Annotated in this window: 22 protein-coding genes; 10 read left to right on the top strand and 12 right to left on the bottom strand. The window is 73.5% G+C overall.

Translation table 11 applies throughout. From position 1 onward, the window contains the following. Positions 1–13 precede the first annotated feature (13 nt). Positions 14–679: a class F sortase gene (locus SM452_RS11785; protein WP_262014701.1), complete on the bottom strand. Its 666-nt coding sequence runs from the start codon at positions 677–679 to the stop codon at positions 14–16. Beyond that, positions 676–1,509, bottom strand: a complete 834-nt coding sequence (locus SM452_RS11780) for a DUF4397 domain-containing protein (RefSeq protein WP_262014700.1) — start codon at positions 1,507–1,509, stop codon at positions 676–678. Before SM452_RS11780 ends, SM452_RS11785 begins: the two co-directional genes overlap by 4 nt. 240 nt (positions 1,510–1,749) lie before the next feature. On the opposite strand from SM452_RS11780, the gene SM452_RS11775 reads away from it, so the two are divergent. Both SM452_RS11775 and SM452_RS11770 read left to right on the top strand, forming a co-directional pair. Further along, positions 1,750–2,355 carry an RNA polymerase sigma factor gene (locus tag SM452_RS11775; protein WP_013284457.1) on the top strand — a complete coding sequence of 202 codons (606 nt, stop codon included), beginning with the start codon at positions 1,750–1,752 and terminating at the stop codon, positions 2,353–2,355. After that, complete coding sequence (locus SM452_RS11770) at positions 2,309–3,082, top strand: anti-sigma factor (RefSeq protein ID WP_463839918.1); 774 nt, start codon at positions 2,309–2,311, stop codon at positions 3,080–3,082. Before SM452_RS11775 ends, SM452_RS11770 begins: the two co-directional genes overlap by 47 nt. A gap of 98 nt (positions 3,083–3,180) precedes the next feature. On the opposite strand, the gene SM452_RS11765 is transcribed toward SM452_RS11770, so the two are convergent. From SM452_RS11765 to SM452_RS11750, 4 genes are all read right to left on the bottom strand, one after another. Then, positions 3,181–4,140, bottom strand: coding sequence for an electron transfer flavoprotein subunit alpha/FixB family protein (locus SM452_RS11765; RefSeq protein ID WP_194799621.1), 960 nt, complete (start codon positions 4,138–4,140; stop codon positions 3,181–3,183). A 12-nt stretch (positions 4,141–4,152) separates the two neighbouring features. Next, on the bottom strand, positions 4,153–4,932 hold the full coding sequence (locus SM452_RS11760) for an electron transfer flavoprotein subunit beta/FixA family protein (protein WP_355507475.1): 780 nt from the start codon (positions 4,930–4,932) through the stop codon (positions 4,153–4,155). 176 nt (positions 4,933–5,108) lie between these two features. Beyond that, positions 5,109–5,513: a hypothetical protein gene (locus SM452_RS11755; protein WP_262016126.1), complete on the bottom strand. Its 405-nt coding sequence runs from the start codon at positions 5,511–5,513 to the stop codon at positions 5,109–5,111. 2 nt (positions 5,514–5,515) lie between these two features. Beyond that, the gene (locus SM452_RS11750; RefSeq protein WP_262016125.1) at positions 5,516–6,313 is read right to left on the bottom strand and encodes a GNAT family N-acetyltransferase; all 798 of its coding nucleotides are present in this window, start codon (positions 6,311–6,313) and stop codon (positions 5,516–5,518) included. Between the two features lie 41 nt (positions 6,314–6,354). On the opposite strand from SM452_RS11750, the gene SM452_RS11745 reads away from it, so the two are divergent. From SM452_RS11745 to SM452_RS11735, 3 genes are read left to right on the top strand one after another with little or no spacing between them, the layout of a single operon-like run. After that, positions 6,355–6,741 carry a YidH family protein gene (locus SM452_RS11745; protein WP_262016124.1) on the top strand — a complete coding sequence of 129 codons (387 nt, stop codon included), beginning with the start codon at positions 6,355–6,357 and terminating at the stop codon, positions 6,739–6,741. Next, positions 6,738–7,037 (top strand): DUF202 domain-containing protein, encoded by a 300-nt coding sequence (locus SM452_RS11740; protein WP_135243659.1) that lies wholly within the window; start codon positions 6,738–6,740, stop codon positions 7,035–7,037. The genes SM452_RS11745 and SM452_RS11740 overlap by 4 nt, the downstream gene beginning before the upstream one ends. A gap of 26 nt (positions 7,038–7,063) precedes the next feature. Then, positions 7,064–7,459, top strand: coding sequence for a PLD nuclease N-terminal domain-containing protein (locus SM452_RS11735; RefSeq protein WP_135243658.1), 396 nt, complete (start codon positions 7,064–7,066; stop codon positions 7,457–7,459). 55 nt (positions 7,460–7,514) lie between these two features. Here SM452_RS11735 and SM452_RS11730 read toward each other — a convergent pair whose 3' ends face one another. Both SM452_RS11730 and SM452_RS11725 read right to left on the bottom strand, forming a co-directional pair. Next, positions 7,515–9,137, bottom strand: coding sequence for an acetolactate synthase (locus tag SM452_RS11730; protein ID WP_355507470.1), 1,623 nt, complete (start codon positions 9,135–9,137; stop codon positions 7,515–7,517). A gap of 70 nt (positions 9,138–9,207) precedes the next feature. After that, positions 9,208–9,981 carry an enoyl-CoA hydratase/isomerase family protein gene (locus SM452_RS11725; RefSeq protein WP_120571337.1) on the bottom strand — a complete coding sequence of 258 codons (774 nt, stop codon included), beginning with the start codon at positions 9,979–9,981 and terminating at the stop codon, positions 9,208–9,210. Between the two features lie 131 nt (positions 9,982–10,112). On the opposite strand from SM452_RS11725, the gene SM452_RS11720 reads away from it, so the two are divergent. After that, positions 10,113–10,676 (top strand): DUF6232 family protein, encoded by a 564-nt coding sequence (locus SM452_RS11720; RefSeq protein ID WP_463839917.1) that lies wholly within the window; start codon positions 10,113–10,115, stop codon positions 10,674–10,676. On the opposite strand, the gene SM452_RS11715 is transcribed toward SM452_RS11720, so the two are convergent. Continuing rightward, a complete protein-coding gene (locus SM452_RS11715) occupies positions 10,622–11,053 on the bottom strand; it encodes a nuclear transport factor 2 family protein (protein ID WP_463839916.1) in 432 nt (143 codons plus the stop codon). The genes SM452_RS11720 and SM452_RS11715 overlap by 55 nt on opposite strands. 58 nt (positions 11,054–11,111) lie before the next feature. On the opposite strand from SM452_RS11715, the gene SM452_RS11710 reads away from it, so the two are divergent. Beyond that, positions 11,112–11,594, top strand: a complete 483-nt coding sequence (locus SM452_RS11710) for a DUF6232 family protein (RefSeq protein ID WP_463839915.1) — start codon at positions 11,112–11,114, stop codon at positions 11,592–11,594. 15 nt (positions 11,595–11,609) lie between these two features. Here the strand turns inward: SM452_RS11710 and SM452_RS11705 are convergent, their stop codons facing one another. Beyond that, on the bottom strand, positions 11,610–13,085 hold the full coding sequence (locus tag SM452_RS11705; protein WP_463839914.1) for an alpha/beta fold hydrolase: 1,476 nt from the start codon (positions 13,083–13,085) through the stop codon (positions 11,610–11,612). Between the two features lie 94 nt (positions 13,086–13,179). Between SM452_RS11705 and SM452_RS11700 the strand changes: the two genes are divergently transcribed. Next, complete coding sequence (locus tag SM452_RS11700; protein WP_262016116.1) at positions 13,180–13,950, top strand: hypothetical protein; 771 nt, start codon at positions 13,180–13,182, stop codon at positions 13,948–13,950. Between the two features lie 3 nt (positions 13,951–13,953). Here SM452_RS11700 and SM452_RS11695 read toward each other — a convergent pair whose 3' ends face one another. After that, the gene (locus tag SM452_RS11695) at positions 13,954–14,850 is read right to left on the bottom strand and encodes a ribokinase (RefSeq protein WP_463839913.1); all 897 of its coding nucleotides are present in this window, start codon (positions 14,848–14,850) and stop codon (positions 13,954–13,956) included. Positions 14,851–14,866: 16 nt separating this feature from the next. Continuing rightward, positions 14,867–15,706: an ABC transporter ATP-binding protein gene (locus tag SM452_RS11690; RefSeq protein WP_410054966.1), complete on the bottom strand. Its 840-nt coding sequence runs from the start codon at positions 15,704–15,706 to the stop codon at positions 14,867–14,869. Between the two features lie 132 nt (positions 15,707–15,838). On the opposite strand from SM452_RS11690, the gene SM452_RS11685 reads away from it, so the two are divergent. Together SM452_RS11685 and SM452_RS11680 are read left to right on the top strand one after the other, a co-directional pair. Next, positions 15,839–16,843 (top strand): ATP-binding cassette domain-containing protein, encoded by a 1,005-nt coding sequence (locus tag SM452_RS11685; protein ID WP_262016113.1) that lies wholly within the window; start codon positions 15,839–15,841, stop codon positions 16,841–16,843. Next, positions 16,840–17,850, top strand: coding sequence for an ABC transporter permease subunit (locus SM452_RS11680; protein ID WP_463839912.1), 1,011 nt, complete (start codon positions 16,840–16,842; stop codon positions 17,848–17,850). The genes SM452_RS11685 and SM452_RS11680 overlap by 4 nt, the downstream gene beginning before the upstream one ends. The last annotated feature ends 28 nt before the right edge of the window (positions 17,851–17,878 follow it).

The following is a 17,878-nucleotide window of genomic DNA, read 5'->3' as shown; positions in this document are numbered from 1 at the left end:
GGAACGCCCGTGATCACGCGGGAACGGCTGTGATCACGATGTTGTCCCGGTAGCTGCGGGTCTTCGCGTCGAACGGCCCGCCGCAGGTGATCAGCGTGAGACGGGGCTTCCCGTCGCGGGCGAAGTACCGCTCCAGCGGGATCTTCGACTTCCGGTACTCCTCCCGGGCCACCACCCGGTAGGCGCGCTCGCGGCCGTCCGAGCCGGTGGCGGTCAGCTCGTCCCCCTGGCCCAGCTCACGCAGCCGGAAGAACGCCCCCTTGCCCTGCTCGGCGCTGTCCACGTGCCCGGCGATCACCACCGAGCCGGCGCCGGCCTCCAGGCCGGGGCCGTAGCGGTACCAGCCGACCTGGTCCACGCTGGGCGGCACCTCGAACTCGTCGGTGCGCTCGTTGACGCCCACCGGGTTCACGGTGGCGGTGACCCGGATCGGCGGGATGCTCAGCTTCACCGGCGGCACGATCTCGCTGCCGGCCGGCAGCGTCCCCGGGTTCACCGGGACCGAACCGCCGCCGGTCGCCGCCGGTGTCGGCGTGGGCGTGGCGCTGGCCAGGGCCGTCACCTCGTCGCCGCCGACGTCCTCGGCGGGCTCGGATCCGCACGCCACCACTGTCGCCAGGATGAGCGCGGCGGCGCCGGCGGCCATCGCCGCCAGCGCCCCGCGGTTGCGCACCGTCACCGGCGACCGGCCCGGGCGGTTGCCGCCACCCGCGCCCCGCCGCCGACCAGGAGCAGCACGCCGGCCCCGGCCAGCACGTACCACCAGGTGTCCACGCCGGTGCCGGCCTGGCCGCCGGTGCCGCTGGGCACGCCGCCCGGCGCCGAGTGCAGGCCGTTGATGGTCTGGGCGACCACACTCAGGTTCTTCGCCTCGGCCGAGCCGATCGCGTAGACGATGGTGGCGGTGCCCTCCTTCAGGTTCAGGTCGGCCGGGCCGATGGCGACGGTGTCGGTGCCGGCGAGCACCACGTCCGCCTTGACCGAGCCGGCTGCCACGTCCGCCTTCGCCTCCTTCGGGTTGGTCAGGCCCTCGAAGACCGGCTTGCCGCCGGCCCGCACGTCGACGGCCGGGGCGGCGGCGGTGTGCCGGACGATCAGCCGGGCCTTGCCGGCGCCCACCTTGGACACGTCGTTGACGAACGGGGTGATCTGCGGCTCGCCGGCGGCGCTCAGGTGGGCGGCGAGGCTGATGTTCGCCCCGCCCGGCACCTTCGCGTCGTCCACCTTCAGGATCGCCTTGTCGACCGCCTCACCGGGCTTGGTCAGGGCGATGTCGTACTCCCCCTCGGGCAGGGTGAGCGGGCCGGCCACGTCGCCGGGCTTGAAGTTGTTCAGCGTCTTCTCGCCGTTGACGTACACGTCGACCGGGGTGTCCGGGATGCCGTGGACCACGGAGACCTTCGACGAGGCGGCGTAGGCCGGGCTCATGGTGGCGGCGCCGACGCCGGCGAAGGTGAGGGCGGCCACCGCGCCGCCCGCGGCGACCCGACGGAACATCGCGTACTGCATTGTCTGCCTCCTGGTGGTTGGTGCTGATTCGTCAGGCCTGGCTTGCAGAACGGGTTACGCCGGCTCCGTCTCCCCCGGATGCGCCCGGATCCGATTTCTTTTTCCCGTCTCCGGGCGCATCCGCCGGACCCTCCGGCGACGAAGGAGAGGTGACGAGGGTCGTGACCGACACACCGGGAGAGTGGGGCGAGGGCTGTGGGAGTTACAGTCGGGCATGCCCCACGGAAGGCGAGCCGCCCGGTGACGGCGGCCAGACAGGGCCCCGAACCGCCGGGCGAGGACGACCTCGCCACCCGGTTCCGCGACGGCGACGAGGCGGCCCTGCGAGAGGCGTACGACAGGTACGGGCGAGCGGTGCTGCACCTGGCCACCACGACGCTCGTGAATCGCAGTGACGCCGAGGACGTGACCCAGGCGACGTTCGTCGCCGCCTGGCTCGGCCGGGAGACGTTCGACCCGGCGAAAGGCTCACTGGTCGGCTGGCTGCTCGGAATCGGGCGGCGCAAGGTGGTCGACCGGATCCGGGCCTCGGCCCGGGAGACCCGGGTGGTCGAGACGGTGAAGCAACTGCCGGAACCGGTCTCCACCGGCCCCGACCCGGACACGGTGGTCGACCGGCTGGTGGTCGCCGACGAGCTGGCCCGGCTCCCCGACGAACAACGCCGGATGCTGGAGCTGGCGTTCTACGACGACCTGACACACCAGCAGATCGCGGCGGTGACCGGAGTGCCGCTCGGCACCGTCAAGAGTCACATCAGACGCGGCATGCAGAGCCTGAAACGCAGATGGGAGGTGGACGGTGCAGCACCTGGACCACGACCGGCTGGTCTTTCTGGCGCTCGGTGAGAGCGAGGCGGCTGACGGCGAGGCCACCCATCTGAACACCTGCGACCACTGCCGGGGCGAGATGGAGTCGCTCCAGCACGTCGCCGGGCTCGGCGCCGGCACCCAGGGCCTGGCCGAGCTGCCCGACCCGCCGGAGCACATCTGGCAGGGCATCGTGGCCGAGATCCGGGCCGCCGAGGAGCTGCCGGCGTTGACCGATCGGCGCCTGCCGCGCCCGGCCGACCCGGTGGAGCCGGCCGCCGTACCCGTCGTGGCACGTCGTCCGCGGCAAAGCCGGCGCTGGCCGGGGTGGGCGACCACGGCGGTCACCGCCACCGCCGCCGCGGTGATCGGCGTGGCCGGTACGGCCGCGGTGCTCGGCGGTGGCGGCGGCGAGCCGGCCGATCCGCAGCCGTCGGTGGTGGCCAGCGCGCCGCTCGCCGCGTTCGGTGCGACGCCGAAGGACGCCTCCGGCGACGCCCGGGTGCTCGGTGACAACCGGTTGCATCTGCACGTGGCGAATCTCCCGAGCGTTCCGGGGTACTACGAGGTCTGGCTGATCGATCCGAACACGATGAAGATGTTCTCCGTGGGTACGCTGAGCAACGGATCAGGGGACGCGCTCCTGCCTATCCCCCCGAACGTCGACCTGCGTACCTACACCGTGGTCGACGTCAGCGCGGAGCAGTACGACAACAAGCCCGCCCACTCCGGCGACAGCCTGCTGAGGGGCACCCTGACGGGCTGATCGGCGGGCCGGCTCAGCTCCCCGGCCCGCCGATCAGCTCCCTACGAGAAAAGGCCGCCGCCCGGTGCACCGGGCGGCGGCCTTCTTTCACGCGACGCTCACTTGCGCTTGCGGATCTCCTCGGCGGCCTGCGGGACGACCTTGAACAGGTCGCCGACCACGCCGTAGTCGGCCAGCTCGAAGATCGGCGCCTCGGCGTCCTTGTTCACCGCGACGATGGTCTTCGAGGTCTGCATGCCGGCCCGGTGCTGGATCGCACCGGAGATGCCCAGCGCGACGTAGAGCTGCGGGGAGACCGTCTTGCCGGTCTGGCCCACCTGGAACTGGTGCGGGTAGTAGCCGGAGTCGACTGCCGCGCGGGACGCGCCGACCGCGCCGCCGAGCAGGTCGGCCATCTCCTCGACCAGCTTGAAGTTGTCGGCGTTGCCGACACCACGACCGCCGGACACGACGACCGACGCCTCGGTCAGCTCGGGGCGGGAGCCCTTCTGCTCGGCGACCCGCTCGACGACCTTGGCCAGCTTGTCCGCGTCGGTGACCGACACGGTGAGCTGCTCGACCGCCGGGGTCGCGGCGGCCGGGGCCGGGTTGAGCGAGTTCGGCCGGACGGTGACCAGCGGCAGGCCCTTGGTGACCTTGGACTTGACGATGGTGGAGCCGGCGAACGCCACCTGGGTGGCGGTGCCGTCGGCGGCCAGGCCGACCACGTCGGTCAGGATGCCGTTGTCCAGCTTGACCGCCAGGCGAGCGGCGATCTCCTTGCCCTCCTGCGACGAGGCGAGCAGCACGGCGGCCGGCTGGACGCGCTTGACCAACTCGGCGACCACAGTCGCCTTGGGGGCCACCAGGTAGCCGTCGATCTCCTCACCCTCGGCGGCGTAGATCTTCTCCGCGCCGTACTCACCGAGCTTGGCGCTCAGCGCCTCGGCAGCGCCGGCGCCACCGAGGACGACAGCGCTCGGGGAGCCCAGCTCGCGGGCGAGGGTGAGCATCTCCAGGGTGACCTTCTTGACGCCGAATTCCTTCGTGGCTTCGACGACGACGAGAACCTCAGACATGTCAGTGACCTCTCACACGAACTTCTCGGTGGCGAGGAACTCGACCAGCTTCACGCCGCCCTCGCCCTCGTCGGTGATCTTCTCGCCGCCGGAGCGCGGCGGACGCTTGGAGTGCTCCACCACGGCGCTGGTAGCGCCGTCGAAGCCCACCTCAGCCGGGGCCACGCCCAGGTCACCCAGGGACAGCGTCTGCACCGGCTTCTTCTTGGCCGCCATGATGCCCTTGAAGGACGGGTAACGCGGCTCGTTGATGGTGTCCCAGACGGACACCACGGCCGGGGTCGAGGCGGTGACCACCTCGTAGCCCTCCTCGGTCTGCCGCTCCACGGTCAGACCCGACCCGTCGACGGTGAGCTTGCGCGCACCGGTCAGAGCAGCCACACCCAACCGCTCGGCGATCATGTGCGGCATGACCTGGACCCGGCCGTCGGTCGACTCGGCACCACAGATGACCAGATCGGCGCCCAGCTGACCGAGGGCGGCGGCAAGCACCTTCGACGTGGCCACCGCGCAGGAGCCGTGCAAGGCGTCGTCGACGACGTGGACGGCCTTGTCCGGACCCATGGACAGCGCCTTACGGATCGACTCGGTCGCCCGGTCCGGACCCATCGTCAGGACGGTGACCTCGCCGCCGTGCGCCTCCTTGATCTTCAACGCCTCCTCGATGGCGTACTCGTCCATCTCGTTGATGACGTTGTTCGCCGAACCGCGGTCGACGGTGTTGTCGTCAGAACGCAGGTTGCGGTCCGCGCCCGAATCAGGCACCTGCTTGACGAGTACGACGATGTTCATCGCGCTTCGACGACCCTCCTGTTTGGTGTAGCGATCACTCGCCCGGTCACGGGCGCAGCCTCCCGCGTGACGCAACGTGGGTCAACCGCGGGCAGCTGTGCACTTCCCCACGAGGCAATGTTACCCGCAAGTAGCATGGCCACCCCGGCGGCCCGGAGTGACGCAACTCACCACCGTCACGCCGCCGCGGCCAGCGCCTGCCGGATCTTCTCGATCGCCGCCGCCTCGGCCGGCTCGATCCCCCGGTGCGCCTGCGCCACCCGATCCGCCGCGTCCAGCACCACCGACCGGTACGTCTCGACGTCCCCCGGCGACTTGGCGCGCAGGATCTCCACCGACCGGCCCAGCGCGGGCAGCACCACCGACTCGACCTCCAGGACCGAGTCCCGAGGGAGCTGCGGCAGCGGGCCGGTGGTCAGCGCCTCCTTCACCACGCCCCCCACCTCGCCGAGTGCGCCGGAGGCGGCGAAGCTCTCCCGCACCATCGCCAGCACCCCCGGTACGGCGTTGGAGACCAGGAACACGGCACCGAACGCGCCGGTCTTCAGGGTGAGCCGCTCGTCCGCCGTCAACCGTTCCATGATCACGGAGTGTAGACGTAGGGCGTGGAGGTGGTGACCGCAACGAGCCCGAGCCGCTCCAGGATGGGCCGGCTGTCCGGCGAGCAGTCCACCTGCAGCAACGCCTTGCCGCGCTGCTGCGCCAGTCGCGCCCGGTACGCCACCAGCGCGCGGTAGATGCCCTTCTTGCGCCACTGCGGCAGCGTCGAGCCGCCCCAGAGGCTGGCGAAGCCGGTGCCGCGCTGGTAGCGGATCCAGCCCGCGCTGACCACCGTCTCCCCCGCCTCGGCCACCACGATCGTGATCGACTGCGGATCCGCCTCGATCTCCCGGGCCAGCCCGTACACCAGGTGGCTGCGGTCCTCCTGCCAGACCTCCTCCTCCATGGCGGCGATCCGCTCCAGGTCGGCCCGGCCGGTGACCTCGCGCAGGCGTACCCCCTCGGGGAGCACCGGGACGGCGGCAGCGAGCGGCGCGACCGGACCGACCACGACTGTCTCCTGGTCCTCCGGGACGAACCCGGCGGCGCGCAGCCGGTCGGCCAGGTCGGCCGGCTCGTCGTGACCGGCGAGCTTCCACTCGACCGCCTCGCCCCGGGCCCGGAAGACCTCGACCTGCCGGGCGATCAGCGCGTCCAGCTCGGCGCCGGCCAGGCCGTCGAGCGTCCGGTAGGTGAGGAAGCCGCGGTGGTCGAGCCCGAGCACGCGGAACAGCGGGCCGTCGCGCTCCACAGTCACCCCGTCCGGCAGCGGGTCCGGCAGCTCCGGTCGGATCTGGCTGTCGTAGGCGTCACGCAGCTCGCGCGCGTCAAGATCGGTCATCCCCCCAGGCTAGGCGCGGGGCAAAGCGGATAATCGGCAGCGTGTGGGAGTCGATCAAGAGCTGGTTCGACCCGCGTGAACTCCGTTCGGTCGGCACCCCGCCGGACTACCGCTTCTCGCTGGCGAACGAACGGACGTTCCTGGCCTGGCTGCGAACAGGTCTCGCGCTGGTGGCGGGCGGGCTGGCCGCGGCGCAGTTCCTGCCGCCGCTGCGCCTGGCCCACCTGCGCGAGGCGCTCGCGGTCGCGCTGCTGCTGCTCGGCGCCACCGTCTCGATCCGGGCGGTCGACCACTGGGCGCGCACCGAACGCGCCATGCGGCTGAACGAGGAGTTGCCCGCGTCCCGCTTCCCGGCCGTCCTGGCGCTCGTCGTCGCGGTCGGCGCGCTGCTGCTGGTGGCCGCCGTGCTGGTGGGCGGCGCGCGGTGACCCGTGACCCCGGCCTGCAACCCGAGCGCACCCGGCTGGCGTGGCGGCGGACGCTGCTCACGCTCACCGCGGTGCTGCTGCTCCAGCTCCGGCCGGCGTTCGGCGGCCGGCCCGCGGACGCGGCGCCGGCCGGGCTCGCGGTAGTGGTCTGGCTCGCCGTGCTCGTGGTGACGTGGCACCGGGCCACCGGCACCGGACCGCGCCGGTTCGACAGATGGTCGGTGCCGCTGACCGCGCTCGGCGCGGCCGGACTGGCGGTGCTCGGCGTGGCGCACGTACTCGGCGGGGTGCGCTGACGAGCGGCGGTGAGCCATCATGAGGCATGGCCCGCCTCTACGTGCTGCTCTTCCTGGTCCAGATCGTCCTCGCCGTGTGCGCGCTGATCAGCTGCCTCTCCGCCGACGAGGAGAAGGTCAAGGCGCTGCCCCGGATGATCTGGGTGCTGATCATTCTCTTCTTCCCGCTGGTCGGCTCGATCGCCTGGTTCCTCGTGGGCCGCGAGCGCCCGGCCGGGACCGCCGGCGTCACCGGCACGGCCCGTCCCGCCGCGCCCGCCCGCCGTCCGCTCGCCCCGGACGACGACCCGGAGTTCCTCGCCTCGCTCGACGAGCGGTCCCGCCGCGAGGACCAGGAACGGCTGCGGCTGTGGGAGGAGGACCTGCGCCGCCGCGAGGAGGAACTGCGCCGCCCGGACGACAGGGACCGCCCCGAGGTCTGACACGCGCCGCGGGCCGCCCGCCGGTCACCCGGCGGACGGCCCGCACGCGCCGTGGTCAGGCCAGGTTCGACGAACGGGGGTACGCGTCGGCGGGGTCGGTCAGCACGTTCACCAGGTACGGCACGCCCGAGTCGAACGCGCGCCCCAGCGCGGGCCCGAGGTCGGCGGCCTTCTCCACCGTCTCGCCCGCGCCGCCGAGCGCCTCGACCACCTTGTCGTAGCGCAGGCCGGGCTGGAGGTCGGCGGCCACGTCGTAGCCGTACATCGCCCGCATCGGGTGCTTCTCCAGCCCCCAGATGCCGTTGTTGCCGACCACGATCACCACCGGCAGCTTCTGCCGGACCAGCGACTCCACGTCCATCAGCGAGAAGCCGGCCGCCCCGTCGCCCATCAGCACGCAGATCTGCCGGTCCGGGTGACTGACCCGGGCGCCCATCGCGTAGCCCATGCCGGTGCCGAGGCACCCGTACGGGCCGGGGTCGAGCCAGGTGCCGGGCTGGGCCGGCTCCAGGTACCGGCCGGCGTACGACACGAAGTCGCCGCCGTCACCGATGGTGATGGCGTCCGGCGCGAGCGCCCTGCGCAGCTCGCCGTAGATCCGGGCCGGGCGGATCGGGTCGCTCTCGGCGGCCATCTCCTCCGCGTCGCGGGCCTTCGTAGCGTCCTCGGCGGTCCGCAGCTCGGCGATCCAGTCGGCGTGGTCGGCCCGGTCACCGGTGTGGTCGGCGAACGCGCCGAGGATCAGCCGCAGGTCACCGGCCGGCGCGGCGGCCGGCTGCACGTGCCCGGCCCGCTGGCTCGGTGCGTCCACGACGTGCACCACCTGGGCGTCGCCGAAGTCGCCGAAGGAGAGGCGGAAGTCCAGCGGGGTGCCGATCACCACGACCACGTCGGCGCCCTTGAGCGCGACCCGGCGGGCCTTGGCGAAGGCGAGCGGGTGCTCCGGCGGCAGCGCGCCCCGGCCCATCCCGTTTGTGAACACCGGCACCCGCAGCGCCTCGGCGGCGGCGCGCAGCGCGTCGACGGCGTCGCCCGCGTACACGTCGGAACCGGCGATGATCACGGGCCGGGACGCGCCGGCGATCAGGCGGGCCGCCTTCGCCACCTCGTCCGGGTCCGGCTCGATCGGCGCCGGCGGCGTGACCGCCGGCAGGTCGGCGTCACCGACGGAGAAGACCGCCTCCAGCGGGAAGTCCAGGAAGACCGGGCCGCGGTGCGGGGTGAGCGCGGTGGTCAGCGCCGCCGACACCGCGCGCGGGATGTCGTCGGCGCTGAACACCGTCTCGGCGTGCTTGGTCACCGGCGCGACGAGCGGCAGGTGGTCCATCTCCTGGAGGCTGCCCGAGCCCCAGCGGAACTGCGGCGCCCGCCCACCGAGCACCAGCACCGGCGAGGCGTTGAAGAACGCGCTGGTCAGGCCGGAGACCCCGTTGGTGACGCCGGGGCCGGCGGTGAGCACGGCCAGGCCGGGGCGGCGCTGGAGCTTGGCGACCGCCTCCGCGGCGAACACGGCGGACTGCTCGTGCCGCACGTCGTAGAGGGGGAAACCCGCCTTGTGGGCGGCGTCGTAGAGCGGGAAGACGTGCCCGCCGGACAGCGTGAACATCTCCCGTACGCCGTGCGCGCGTAGTGCCGCGAGCGCCAGATCGCCCCCGTGGCCCTCGACCCGTTCCGTCATGCCATTCCCCTTCGTCGACCGACCGGGGTCACGCTACTGGCCGGTATCGCGGATGTGAACAGCTCTCGCGTCAGCGACCGGTGAAGCCCGGCTTGCGCTTCTCCACGAACGCGGCCATGCCCTCGCGCCGGTCGTCGGTGGCGAACAGCGCCGCGAAGAGCTGGCTCTCCCAGGCCAGGCCCGAGGTGAGGTCCATGTCCAGACCGCCGTCGACAGCCGCCTTCGCCGCGCGCAACGCCTGCACCGGCCCGGTCAGGAACGGCTTCACGTACGCCACGGCGGCGTCGTAGACCTCGGCGGCCGGGACCACCCGGTCGGCCAGGCCGATGCGCAGCGCCTCGGCGGCGTCGACCATCCGCCCGGTCATGATCAGGTCCTTGGCGCGGGCCGGGCCGACCAGGCGGGCCAGCCGCTGGGTGCCGCCGGCGCCCGGGATGATGCCCAGCTTGATCTCCGGCTGGCCGAGCTTGGCGTCCTCGGCGACGATCCGCCAGTCGCAGGCCAGCGCCAGCTCGCAGCCGCCGCCCAGCGCGTACCCGGTGATCGCGGCGACGACCGGCTTGGGGATGCGGGCGATCGCGCCGAGCGCGCTGGACAGGTCGGCCGCGCGCTCCGCCATGTCCACGTAGGACATGTCGGCCATCTCCTTGATGTCCGCACCGGCCGCGAAGACCTTCTCGCCGCCGTACACGATCACGGCGCGGACCTCGGCGTCGGCGGTGGCCGCCGAGGCGGCGGCGCGCAACTCCTCCTGCACCTGGGTGTTGAGCGCGTTCATCGGCGGCCGCTCCAGCCGGATGGTGCCGATGCCGTCCTTCACTTCCAGCCTGACGAACTCGCCCACGCTGCCCTCACTTCCTCGTCGAAGTCGCGTGCCAACCTTACGACTCGCCTCGTTGGGGTAGACAGTGTGGTGTCGGCGACTCCCCAGGTCGTCGCCGGAGTCGCCGCCGCCCCGCCACCGGGAGTGAGGCCATGATCACCTACTACGACGACCGCTCCGTCCAGGTCACCTCCACCGCGGTACGGGTGGACGGGCGCAGCTACCCGCTGGCCGAACTGACCGCTGTGTGGCACCGGCGGGGCGACCGCTCCTGGCGGGTGCTCGCCGGGCGCGGCGCGATCGGGGCCGCGCTCGCCGGACCGCTGGTGGCCGCCGTACTGGGCATCGCGCTGGCCGTGTGGCTGCAACGCTCGGCGGCGGTCACCGTCGCCATCGTGGGCATCTCGGTGCTGGTCGGCCTCGCCGTCGGGCCGCTCGCGGACTTCCTCTTCGAACACCTGGACCGCTCGTACGCCCGGGGCAGCCGGGAGATGGAGATGTGGGCGCAATGGCGGGGCCGCCCGGTGCGGCTGCTGCACACCCGCGACGCGATGCGCTTCGGGCAGGTCTACCGGGCGGTGCAGCGGGCCATGGAGAGCCTGCCGGCCACGCCGGGTCGTCCCGCGCCAGGTCGTTCCGCGACCGGTCCTGCCGCGACGGGTCAGAACGTGATCGGCTCGTCCGGCAGCAGGCCCAGCCCGCGCAACAGGCCGTAGGTGTCCTGCTCGCCCCAGAACTGGACGATCCGGCCGCCGGCCAGGCGGTACATCTTGCAGGCGCTCTGCACGGTGGTCGCCCCTGTCGCGTCCCGCCGGTACGTCTGCGCCAGCGACACCACCACCCGGTCTCCGGCCGCGAAGATCTCCCGGATCTCCTGGTCGATCACGGTCAGGCCGGGCGAGCACACGGCCGCCTCGGGATAGCGCCGGCCGCGTACCGCGGTGCCGGAGCCGTAGACCTCCACGTCCTCGTCGACCACCTCGGCCAGTTCGGCCAGGTCCTTCGTGACGAAGGTGCGCAGGTAACGCCTGACCACCTCGACGTTGCGCGCCTGCTCGTCGCCGCCGGTTCCGGCCCCGCTCCGGTCCGTCATGCCGCCAGCCTACCGGCGCACGCATCGCCGGCATCGACACACGCGGTTAGGCTGATTCATGGTCCTCTATTACCGGGACGACACCGTGCAGGTCACCTCCGAGGCCATCCACGCGGGCGGTCAGGCCGTCGCGCTCGCCGACGTCACGTACGTCTGGCACGCGCGCGGCACCACCACACTGGCCGTCCGAGGGCGGGTGCTGGGGCGCGGGGTGTTGGTCCTGCTGCTGTCGCTGCCACCACTGGTCGCCGTGGTCTGCGTGCTCTCGCTGGCCTGGTCCGCGCAGGACCGCGGCGAGTGGAAACTGGCCCTGATCTTCCTGGCCGCGTTCGTGGTGGTGGGACTGGCGCTCACCCCGTTCCTGGAGGTGCCGCTCGGCTGGCTGGACCGTTCCTACGAGCGCGGCAACCGGGTGCACGAACTGTGGGTGCAGCACCACGGCCGGGAGACGATGCTGGTCCGCACGCCCGACGCGCTGCGGTTCGGGCAGATCTACCGGGCCGTGCAACGCGCCGTGGAGCAGCAGACCGACCGTCGTTGAGCCGACCGGCGCCGGTCAGGTCAGCGGCAGCGTGGTCGCGATCGGCCAGGCGAGCACCACCGCCCCTACCGACGGCGCCAGCCACCACGGCGCGGCCCGGCGGCGCAGCACCACGGCCCAGGCCGCCTGCCAGGCCACAAGCGCCGCGAACAGCGGCACCACCAGCAGTACGAACCCGGGTGCCAGGCCGATGACCGCGGCGACGGCGAGCACCAGCACGGCGATCCCGCCGGTGGCCGCGTACCGGACGCCGTGGCCGTCCGCGAGCCGCTCGGCGCCGAGCAGGAACGCCAGGCAGCAGAACGTCACCAGGGGCAGCAGCCACCACCGGGCCCCGACCGGCACGGTCGAGGTGAGACCGAGATGAAGCGGCAGCGCGACGGCGAGCACCGCGTACCCGAGGAGCACGACGGCGACGACAGCGGACCGGACGCCACCACCGGTCGCCGGCGGCCGGCGGGGTTTCGCGAAGCGCGCCGCGGCGGCCAGCAGCACGCCGGTGAGCAGCAGGAACACCGCCACGTATCCGCCCACGGCGAGCGGTAGCCGGGCGGTCGGCAGCAGCGCGGCGAGCACGGCGCCCACACCGGCCGCCGGCACCGTCGCGGCGAGCCACCGCCCGGTACGCGGACCGCCGGCGCCCGCCCGCGCCCGGCGCGGCAGCAGCGCGGCAAGCGGCACGAAGCCCAGCGCGAGCCCTGCCAGCAGCAGCCCGGCGCCGCCCGGCCGGGTCAGCGGGGACGGCGGCGGCCCACCGGTACGGTCCGGGAGCGCGTCGAGCACCGCGGCGTGGGTACGCGGCGCGAACAGCACCGACACGTGCTCGGTGCCGGGTGCCACCACCCGCGTGCGGGTGCCCGGTGGCGCGTCCCGCGTCGCCTCGTCGACCGCCTGGCGGAAACCGGCGAACTCCAGCCCGCCCACCACGAGCGTCAGCCTCCCCGGCCAGCCCGCCGGTACGTCGCTGCCGTCGGGCAGCGAGATCGCCACGGTCCGGTCGATCTCCGGATGCGCGACCGCGTACCGGACGACCGCACCCGCGCCCATGGAGTGCCCGACAAGGACGATCCGGTCCGGGTCGACGCCGGGCCGCCCGCGCAGCCAGGCGACCGCCACATCCAGGTCGTGCCGCAGCAGCGCCCGGCTGCGTTCCTCGTCCCGGCCCGCGCCGGGCAGCCGGGCGTGGCTGGCGCCGTGGCCGGCGAAATCGAGCAGCACCGCGACGCCGCCCCGGCGGGCCACCGAGTCGGCGAGCGGCCGCATCAGCCGGGCCGACCCGGCGAAGCCGTGCGCGATCACCACCCCGGGCCGCCGGTCGCCGCTCACGCCGTCCGCCCGGACCTCGGTCAGCGGCACTCCCGCCACCGTCGCCCGCCGCGTGCTCAGACCGGCGTCGGCGCGGGCCAGGAGCAGGGCGCCGAGGACGACGGCGAGCAGCGCGACCACGCCGCAGGCGAGCAGTCGCCGCGACGCCGGGCCGGGGGTGGGCATGCCGGCACCCTACGCCGCACCGGGCGGCTGGCGTGACCTTCGCCGCCCGGCTGCCGTCGGGCGGCACTGGCCGCGACGCCGCACACTGGATGTCATGGCGATCCCTCTTCCCCGGCCCGGTGCCGTGCTCGGCCTCACCCGTACCGCACTGGACCAGGCGCTCGGCTCGGCCGCCACGGTGGCCTCGGTGCCCGCTCGGGCCTTCGCCGTCCTCGACCAGGTCGAGGCGCTGGTCCGGCGGATCGACGGGGTGGTCGACCGGATCGAGGGCACGCTCGACCGCACCGACCGGGTGCTCACCGACGCCGAGACGGCGGTCCGCGAGGTGGCGGTGATCAGCGCCGCCGCCACCGCGGCGATCGACACGGCGACCGAGGTGGCCGCCGCGGCGACTGTCGTGGTCGGCGAGGCGCAGCGGGTCTCCGAGGCGGCGGCCGTGGTGGTCGGCGAGGCCGACCGGGTGGCCCGCGGCGCGGCCGGTGTGGTGACCGAGGCGGAGACGGTGACCGCGCGGGCGGCGGGCACGCTCGCGACAGCGGAGAAGGCGACCGGCGTGGCGAACGAGTTGCTCGCCGCGTACGAGGCGACGCTGCGGCGGGCCGCGCCGATGGCGGCGCGGTTCGTGGAGCAGCTCAGCCCGGAGGAGGTGACCGCCGCGATCCGGCTCGTGGACGAGTTGCCGAAGCTCAAGGACCATCTCACCTCGGACGTGCTGCCGATCCTGGCCACGCTGGACCGGGTCGGCCCGGATCTGCACGACCTGCTGGACGTCACACGCGACCTCAAGCTCGCGGTCGCCGGCATCCCCGGGCTCGGCATGCTGCGCCGGCGCGGCGAGCGCCTCACCGACGAACCGGCCGGCTGAGGCTCAGCCGGCCGGGAACAGCTCGTCGATCTCCGCCCGGTGGGGCAGCGCGACCGAGGCGCCGAGCTTGCGTACGCACGCCGCACCGGCAGCCGCCGCCCAGCGCGCCGCGTCGGCCAGGTCCCGCCCCTCGCCCCAGGCCACCGCGAGCGCGGCGGTGAACGCGTCCCCGGCGGCGGTCGAGTCGACCACGTCCACCGGCACCGCCGGCACGTGCGTCGCCGGCCGGTCCCGGTCGACGTACCACGCGCCGTCGCCGCCGAGCGTCAGCACCGCCCGGGGCACCAGGTCCAGCAGCGCCGCCGGCTCGTCCCGGCCGCGACCGGTCAGCGCCTGCGCCTCCGGCTCGTTCACCACGAGCAGATCGGTCGCCGCCAGCAGCTCGGCCGGCACCGATCGGGCCGGCGCCGCGTTCAGTACCACCCGGGTGCCCGCCGACCGGGCCGCCAGCGCCGCCTCGGTCACCGTCTCGACCGGCACCTCCAGCTGCGCGACGAGCACATCCGCATCGCGTACGGCGGAGAGCTCGTCTGCGGTCAGCGACGTGAACGCGGCGTTCGCGCCGGGGGTGACCAGGATGGCGTTCTCCCCCGCGCCGCCGACCATGACCAGCGCGACGCCGGACGGGCCGTAGACCACCCGCAGGTGGCCGGTGTCCACGCCGGCCGCTGTCATCCGGGCCCGCAGCGTCACGCCGAACGAGTCCGAGCCGATCGCGCCGAGGAAGACGCAGGATGCGCCGGCGCGTACCGCGGCGACCGCCTGGTTGGCGCCCTTGCCGCCGGGCAGCATGACGAAGTCGTCGCCCAGCACCGTCTCGCCGGGCCGGGGCAGCGCCGCGCCGATGCCGACGAGGTCCATGTTGGCGCTGCCGACGACGGCGATCCGGGTCTGCGGCACGGTGTCGTCCCGTCGCTCAGGCGGCGCGGGCGGCCCAGCGGTCGCCGGACCGCGTGACCACCAGCGGAAGGCCGAACGTCTTCGACAGGTTGTCGGCGGTGAGCACGTCGGCGAGCAGGCCCTGCGCCACCACGCCGCCCTCGCGCAGCAGCAGCGCGTGGGTGAAGCCCGGCGGGATCTCCTCGACGTGGTGGGTGACGAGCACCATGGCGGGCGCGTCCGGGTCGTACGCCAGCTCGGCCAGCCGGGCCACCAGGTCCTCGCGCCCGCCCAGGTCGAGCCCGGCGGCCGGCTCGTCGAGGAGCAGCAGCTCCGGGTCGGTCATCAGGGCGCGGGCGATCTGCACGCGCTTGCGCTCGCCCTCGGACAGCGTGCCGTACGTGCGGTCGGTGAGGTGGCCGACGCCGAGCTGGCGCAGCAGCGCGGCGGCGCGCGCCTCGTCGGTGCGGTCGTAGCTCTCCCGCCAGCGGCCGACCACCGACCAGGCGGCGGTCACCACCACGTCGACGACCCGCTCCTCGGCGGGGATCCGCTCGGCGAGCGTCGCGGTGGACAGGCCGATGCGGGTACGCAGCTCGTTGACGTCGGTACGGCCGATGCGCTCGCCGAGCACGTGCGCGACGCCGCTGGTCGGGTGCAGCCGGCCGGCGGCCAGGTTGAGCAGCGTGGTCTTGCCCGCGCCGTTCGGCCCGAGCACCACCCACCGTTCGTCCAGCTCGACCCGCCAGTCGACGTCGTGCACCAGCGCGGTGCCGGAACGCTTGACGCCGACCCCGTCGAGGCTGACCACCAGATCCGCGTCCACGGTCGAGGGGGCGGGGGCGCCCGGGGCGCCGGGGATCAGGTCACCAGTCACCGCTCCATCCAATCACGCACCCGGCCCGGCGCCCCCCACGGGCGGCGCCGCCGCCATAGGGTGGGGCGCCGTGTCGTTGGTCACCACTTCCGGAAGGACACTCATGCCCGACCGCTGCCGGAAGGCGCGCGGATGAGCGCGGTCATCGAGATCGCCGGTCTCCGCAAGACGTTCCACACGCTGCGCCAGGGGCGCCGGGTCGCCGTCGACGGCTTCGACATGCTGGTCGAGGCGGGTCAGGTGCACGGTTTCCTCGGGCCGAACGGGTCCGGGAAGACCACCACGCTGCGTGCGCTGCTGGGGCTGGTCCGGCCGGACTCCGGGCGGATGCGCGTGCTGGGCGCCGAGTCCCCCGAGCACCTGCCGGACGTGGCCGGCCGGGTCGGCGCGATCGTGGAGAGCCCGCAGTTCTTCGCCAACTTCACCGCGCACCGGACGCTGCGGTTGCTGGCGCTCGCAGGCGGTGTGCCGACCAGCCGGGTGGACGAGGTGCTGGAGCAGGTCGGGCTGCGCGACCGGGGCGACGAGCGGGTCAAGGGCTACTCGCTGGGCATGAAGCAGCGGCTGGCGGTCGCGTCGGCCCTGCTGAAGAACCCGGAGCTGCTGATCCTGGACGAGCCGGCGAACGGGCTGGACCCGGCCGGCATCCGGGAGATGCGCGACCTGACCCGGTCGCTGGCCGAGGCCGGGGTGACGGTGCTGCTGTCCAGCCACATCCTGGCCGAGATCCAGTTGATCTGCGACCACGTGACGATCGTGAGCCGGGGGCAGCGGGTCGCGTACGGGCCGGTGCAGGACGTGCTGGCCGGCTTCGACCAGCACCAGTGGCGGGTCCGGGTGGCCGACCCGGAGCGGGCCGGCGAGCTGCTGGGCCGAGCCGGCCTGTCGGTGGCCGTCGCGCCGGACCACCTGGTGGTGACCGGTGTGCAGGATCCGGAGACGATCAGCCGGACGCTCGGCGAGCAGGGCATGTGGGTACGCGAGCTGGTCCCGCTGCGGCCGGACCTGGAGAGCGTCTTCCTGGAGCTGACCGGCGGCCACGAGCACGTGGCGGTGCCGCGGCAGGTCGACGGCGCGCCGCCGAGCGACGGAGTGATCGACCTCGACGTCCGGGAGACCCGGGAGGTGGACGCGTGAACCTGGTCCGTGCCGAGCTGGAGCGGCTGGCCGCCCGGCGTTTCGTGCAGCTCATGATGGTGCTGCTGGCTGTCGCCTTCGCGGTGACAGTGGTGACCACCCTCGCCGGTTCGCACCGGCCGAGCCCGGCGGAGCTGAGCCGGGCGCAGGCGCAGGCGGCGGAGAGCGTGCGCCAGATGGAGATGACGTACGACCGCTGCCTGCGGATCCGGGAGGGCTCGCTCCCGCCGGGCGAGAGCGACTACCTGCCGCGCGACTGCGCCCAGATCGATCCGGCCCAGCTCGAGGATCTGCCGAGCGCTGCCGACTACCTCAGCGGTGTCTTCGTCTTCGCCAAGGAGGCCGAGCCACTGCTCTACTTCCTGATCGCGTTCCTGACGCTGTTCGGGTTCCTGGTCGGCGCCTCCTACATCGGGGCCGACCTGAACTCGGGCGGGGTGGTCAACCTGCTGCTGTGGCGGCCCCGGCGGCGCACTGTGCTGGCCGCGAAGCTCGGCACGCTGCTGGGCGGGCTGCTCGGCCTGTCGGTGCTGGCGTCGGCGGCGTACCTCGGGGCGTTCTGGTTGATCGGCCAGGCGTCCGGCCTGGTCGGGCGGACCGGTGGCGACTTCTGGCCGTCGCTTGGCGCGATCTGGGTACGCGGGCTGGTGCTGGTGCTGCTCGCCGCGGCGCTCGGGTTCGCCGTGGCCACGCTGGGCCGGCACACCTCGGCGGCGCTGGGCACGGTGGCCGCGTACGTGGTGGTGTGGGAGCTGGGTGCGCGGCTGGTGTTCCAGATCCTCGAGGTCGGCCGGCCTGATCGGTACATGCTGTCCAGCTATCTGGCGGCCTGGCTGTCCGGTGAGGTACGGCTCTGGGACAACAACGCCTGCGGCCCCGGGATCTCCGGCTACTGCGACGGCTCCTACACGCTGACCTGGACGTCGGGCGTGGTGGTGCTGTTCGGGCTCACCGGCGCGCTGGTGGCCGCGGCGTTCACGGTGTTCCGTCGCCGCGACCTGATCTGACCGGAGCAGCATATCGGCAACTCCTTGC

The sequence above is a fragment of the Micromonospora sp. SYSU B005 genome (assembly GCF_055362685.1).
The sequence above is the reverse complement of the archived record's forward strand: the minus strand, read 5'-3'. Positions and strand labels throughout refer to the sequence as shown.

Bases quoted from the DNA above. Each gene is read 5' to 3' on its own strand.
- SM452_RS11685 (WP_262016113.1), top strand. From the start codon at position 15,839: ATGAGCGCGGTCATCGAGATCGCCGGTCTCCGCAAGACGTTCCACACG.
- SM452_RS11705 (WP_463839914.1), bottom strand. From the start codon at position 13,085: ATGCCCACCCCCGGCCCGGCGTCGCGGCGACTGCTCGCCTGCGGCGTG.
- SM452_RS11750 (WP_262016125.1), bottom strand. From the start codon at position 6,313: ATGACCGATCTTGACGCGCGCGAGCTGCGTGACGCCTACGACAGCCAG.
- SM452_RS11755 (WP_262016126.1), bottom strand. From the start codon at position 5,513: ATGGAACGGTTGACGGCGGACGAGCGGCTCACCCTGAAGACCGGCGCG.
- SM452_RS11760 (WP_355507475.1), bottom strand. From the start codon at position 4,932: ATGAACATCGTCGTACTCGTCAAGCAGGTGCCTGATTCGGGCGCGGAC.
- SM452_RS11715 (WP_463839916.1), bottom strand. From the start codon at position 11,053: ATGACGGACCGGAGCGGGGCCGGAACCGGCGGCGACGAGCAGGCGCGC.
- SM452_RS11780 (WP_262014700.1), bottom strand. From the start codon at position 1,509: ATGCAGTACGCGATGTTCCGTCGGGTCGCCGCGGGCGGCGCGGTGGCC.
- SM452_RS11735 (WP_135243658.1), top strand. From the start codon at position 7,064: ATGGCCCGCCTCTACGTGCTGCTCTTCCTGGTCCAGATCGTCCTCGCC.
- SM452_RS11700 (WP_262016116.1), top strand. From the start codon at position 13,180: ATGGCGATCCCTCTTCCCCGGCCCGGTGCCGTGCTCGGCCTCACCCGT.
- SM452_RS11730 (WP_355507470.1), bottom strand. From the start codon at position 9,137: ATGACGGAACGGGTCGAGGGCCACGGGGGCGATCTGGCGCTCGCGGCA.
- SM452_RS11710 (WP_463839915.1), top strand. From the start codon at position 11,112: ATGGTCCTCTATTACCGGGACGACACCGTGCAGGTCACCTCCGAGGCC.
- SM452_RS11720 (WP_463839917.1), top strand. From the start codon at position 10,113: ATGATCACCTACTACGACGACCGCTCCGTCCAGGTCACCTCCACCGCG.
- SM452_RS11765 (WP_194799621.1), bottom strand. From the start codon at position 4,140: ATGTCTGAGGTTCTCGTCGTCGTCGAAGCCACGAAGGAATTCGGCGTC.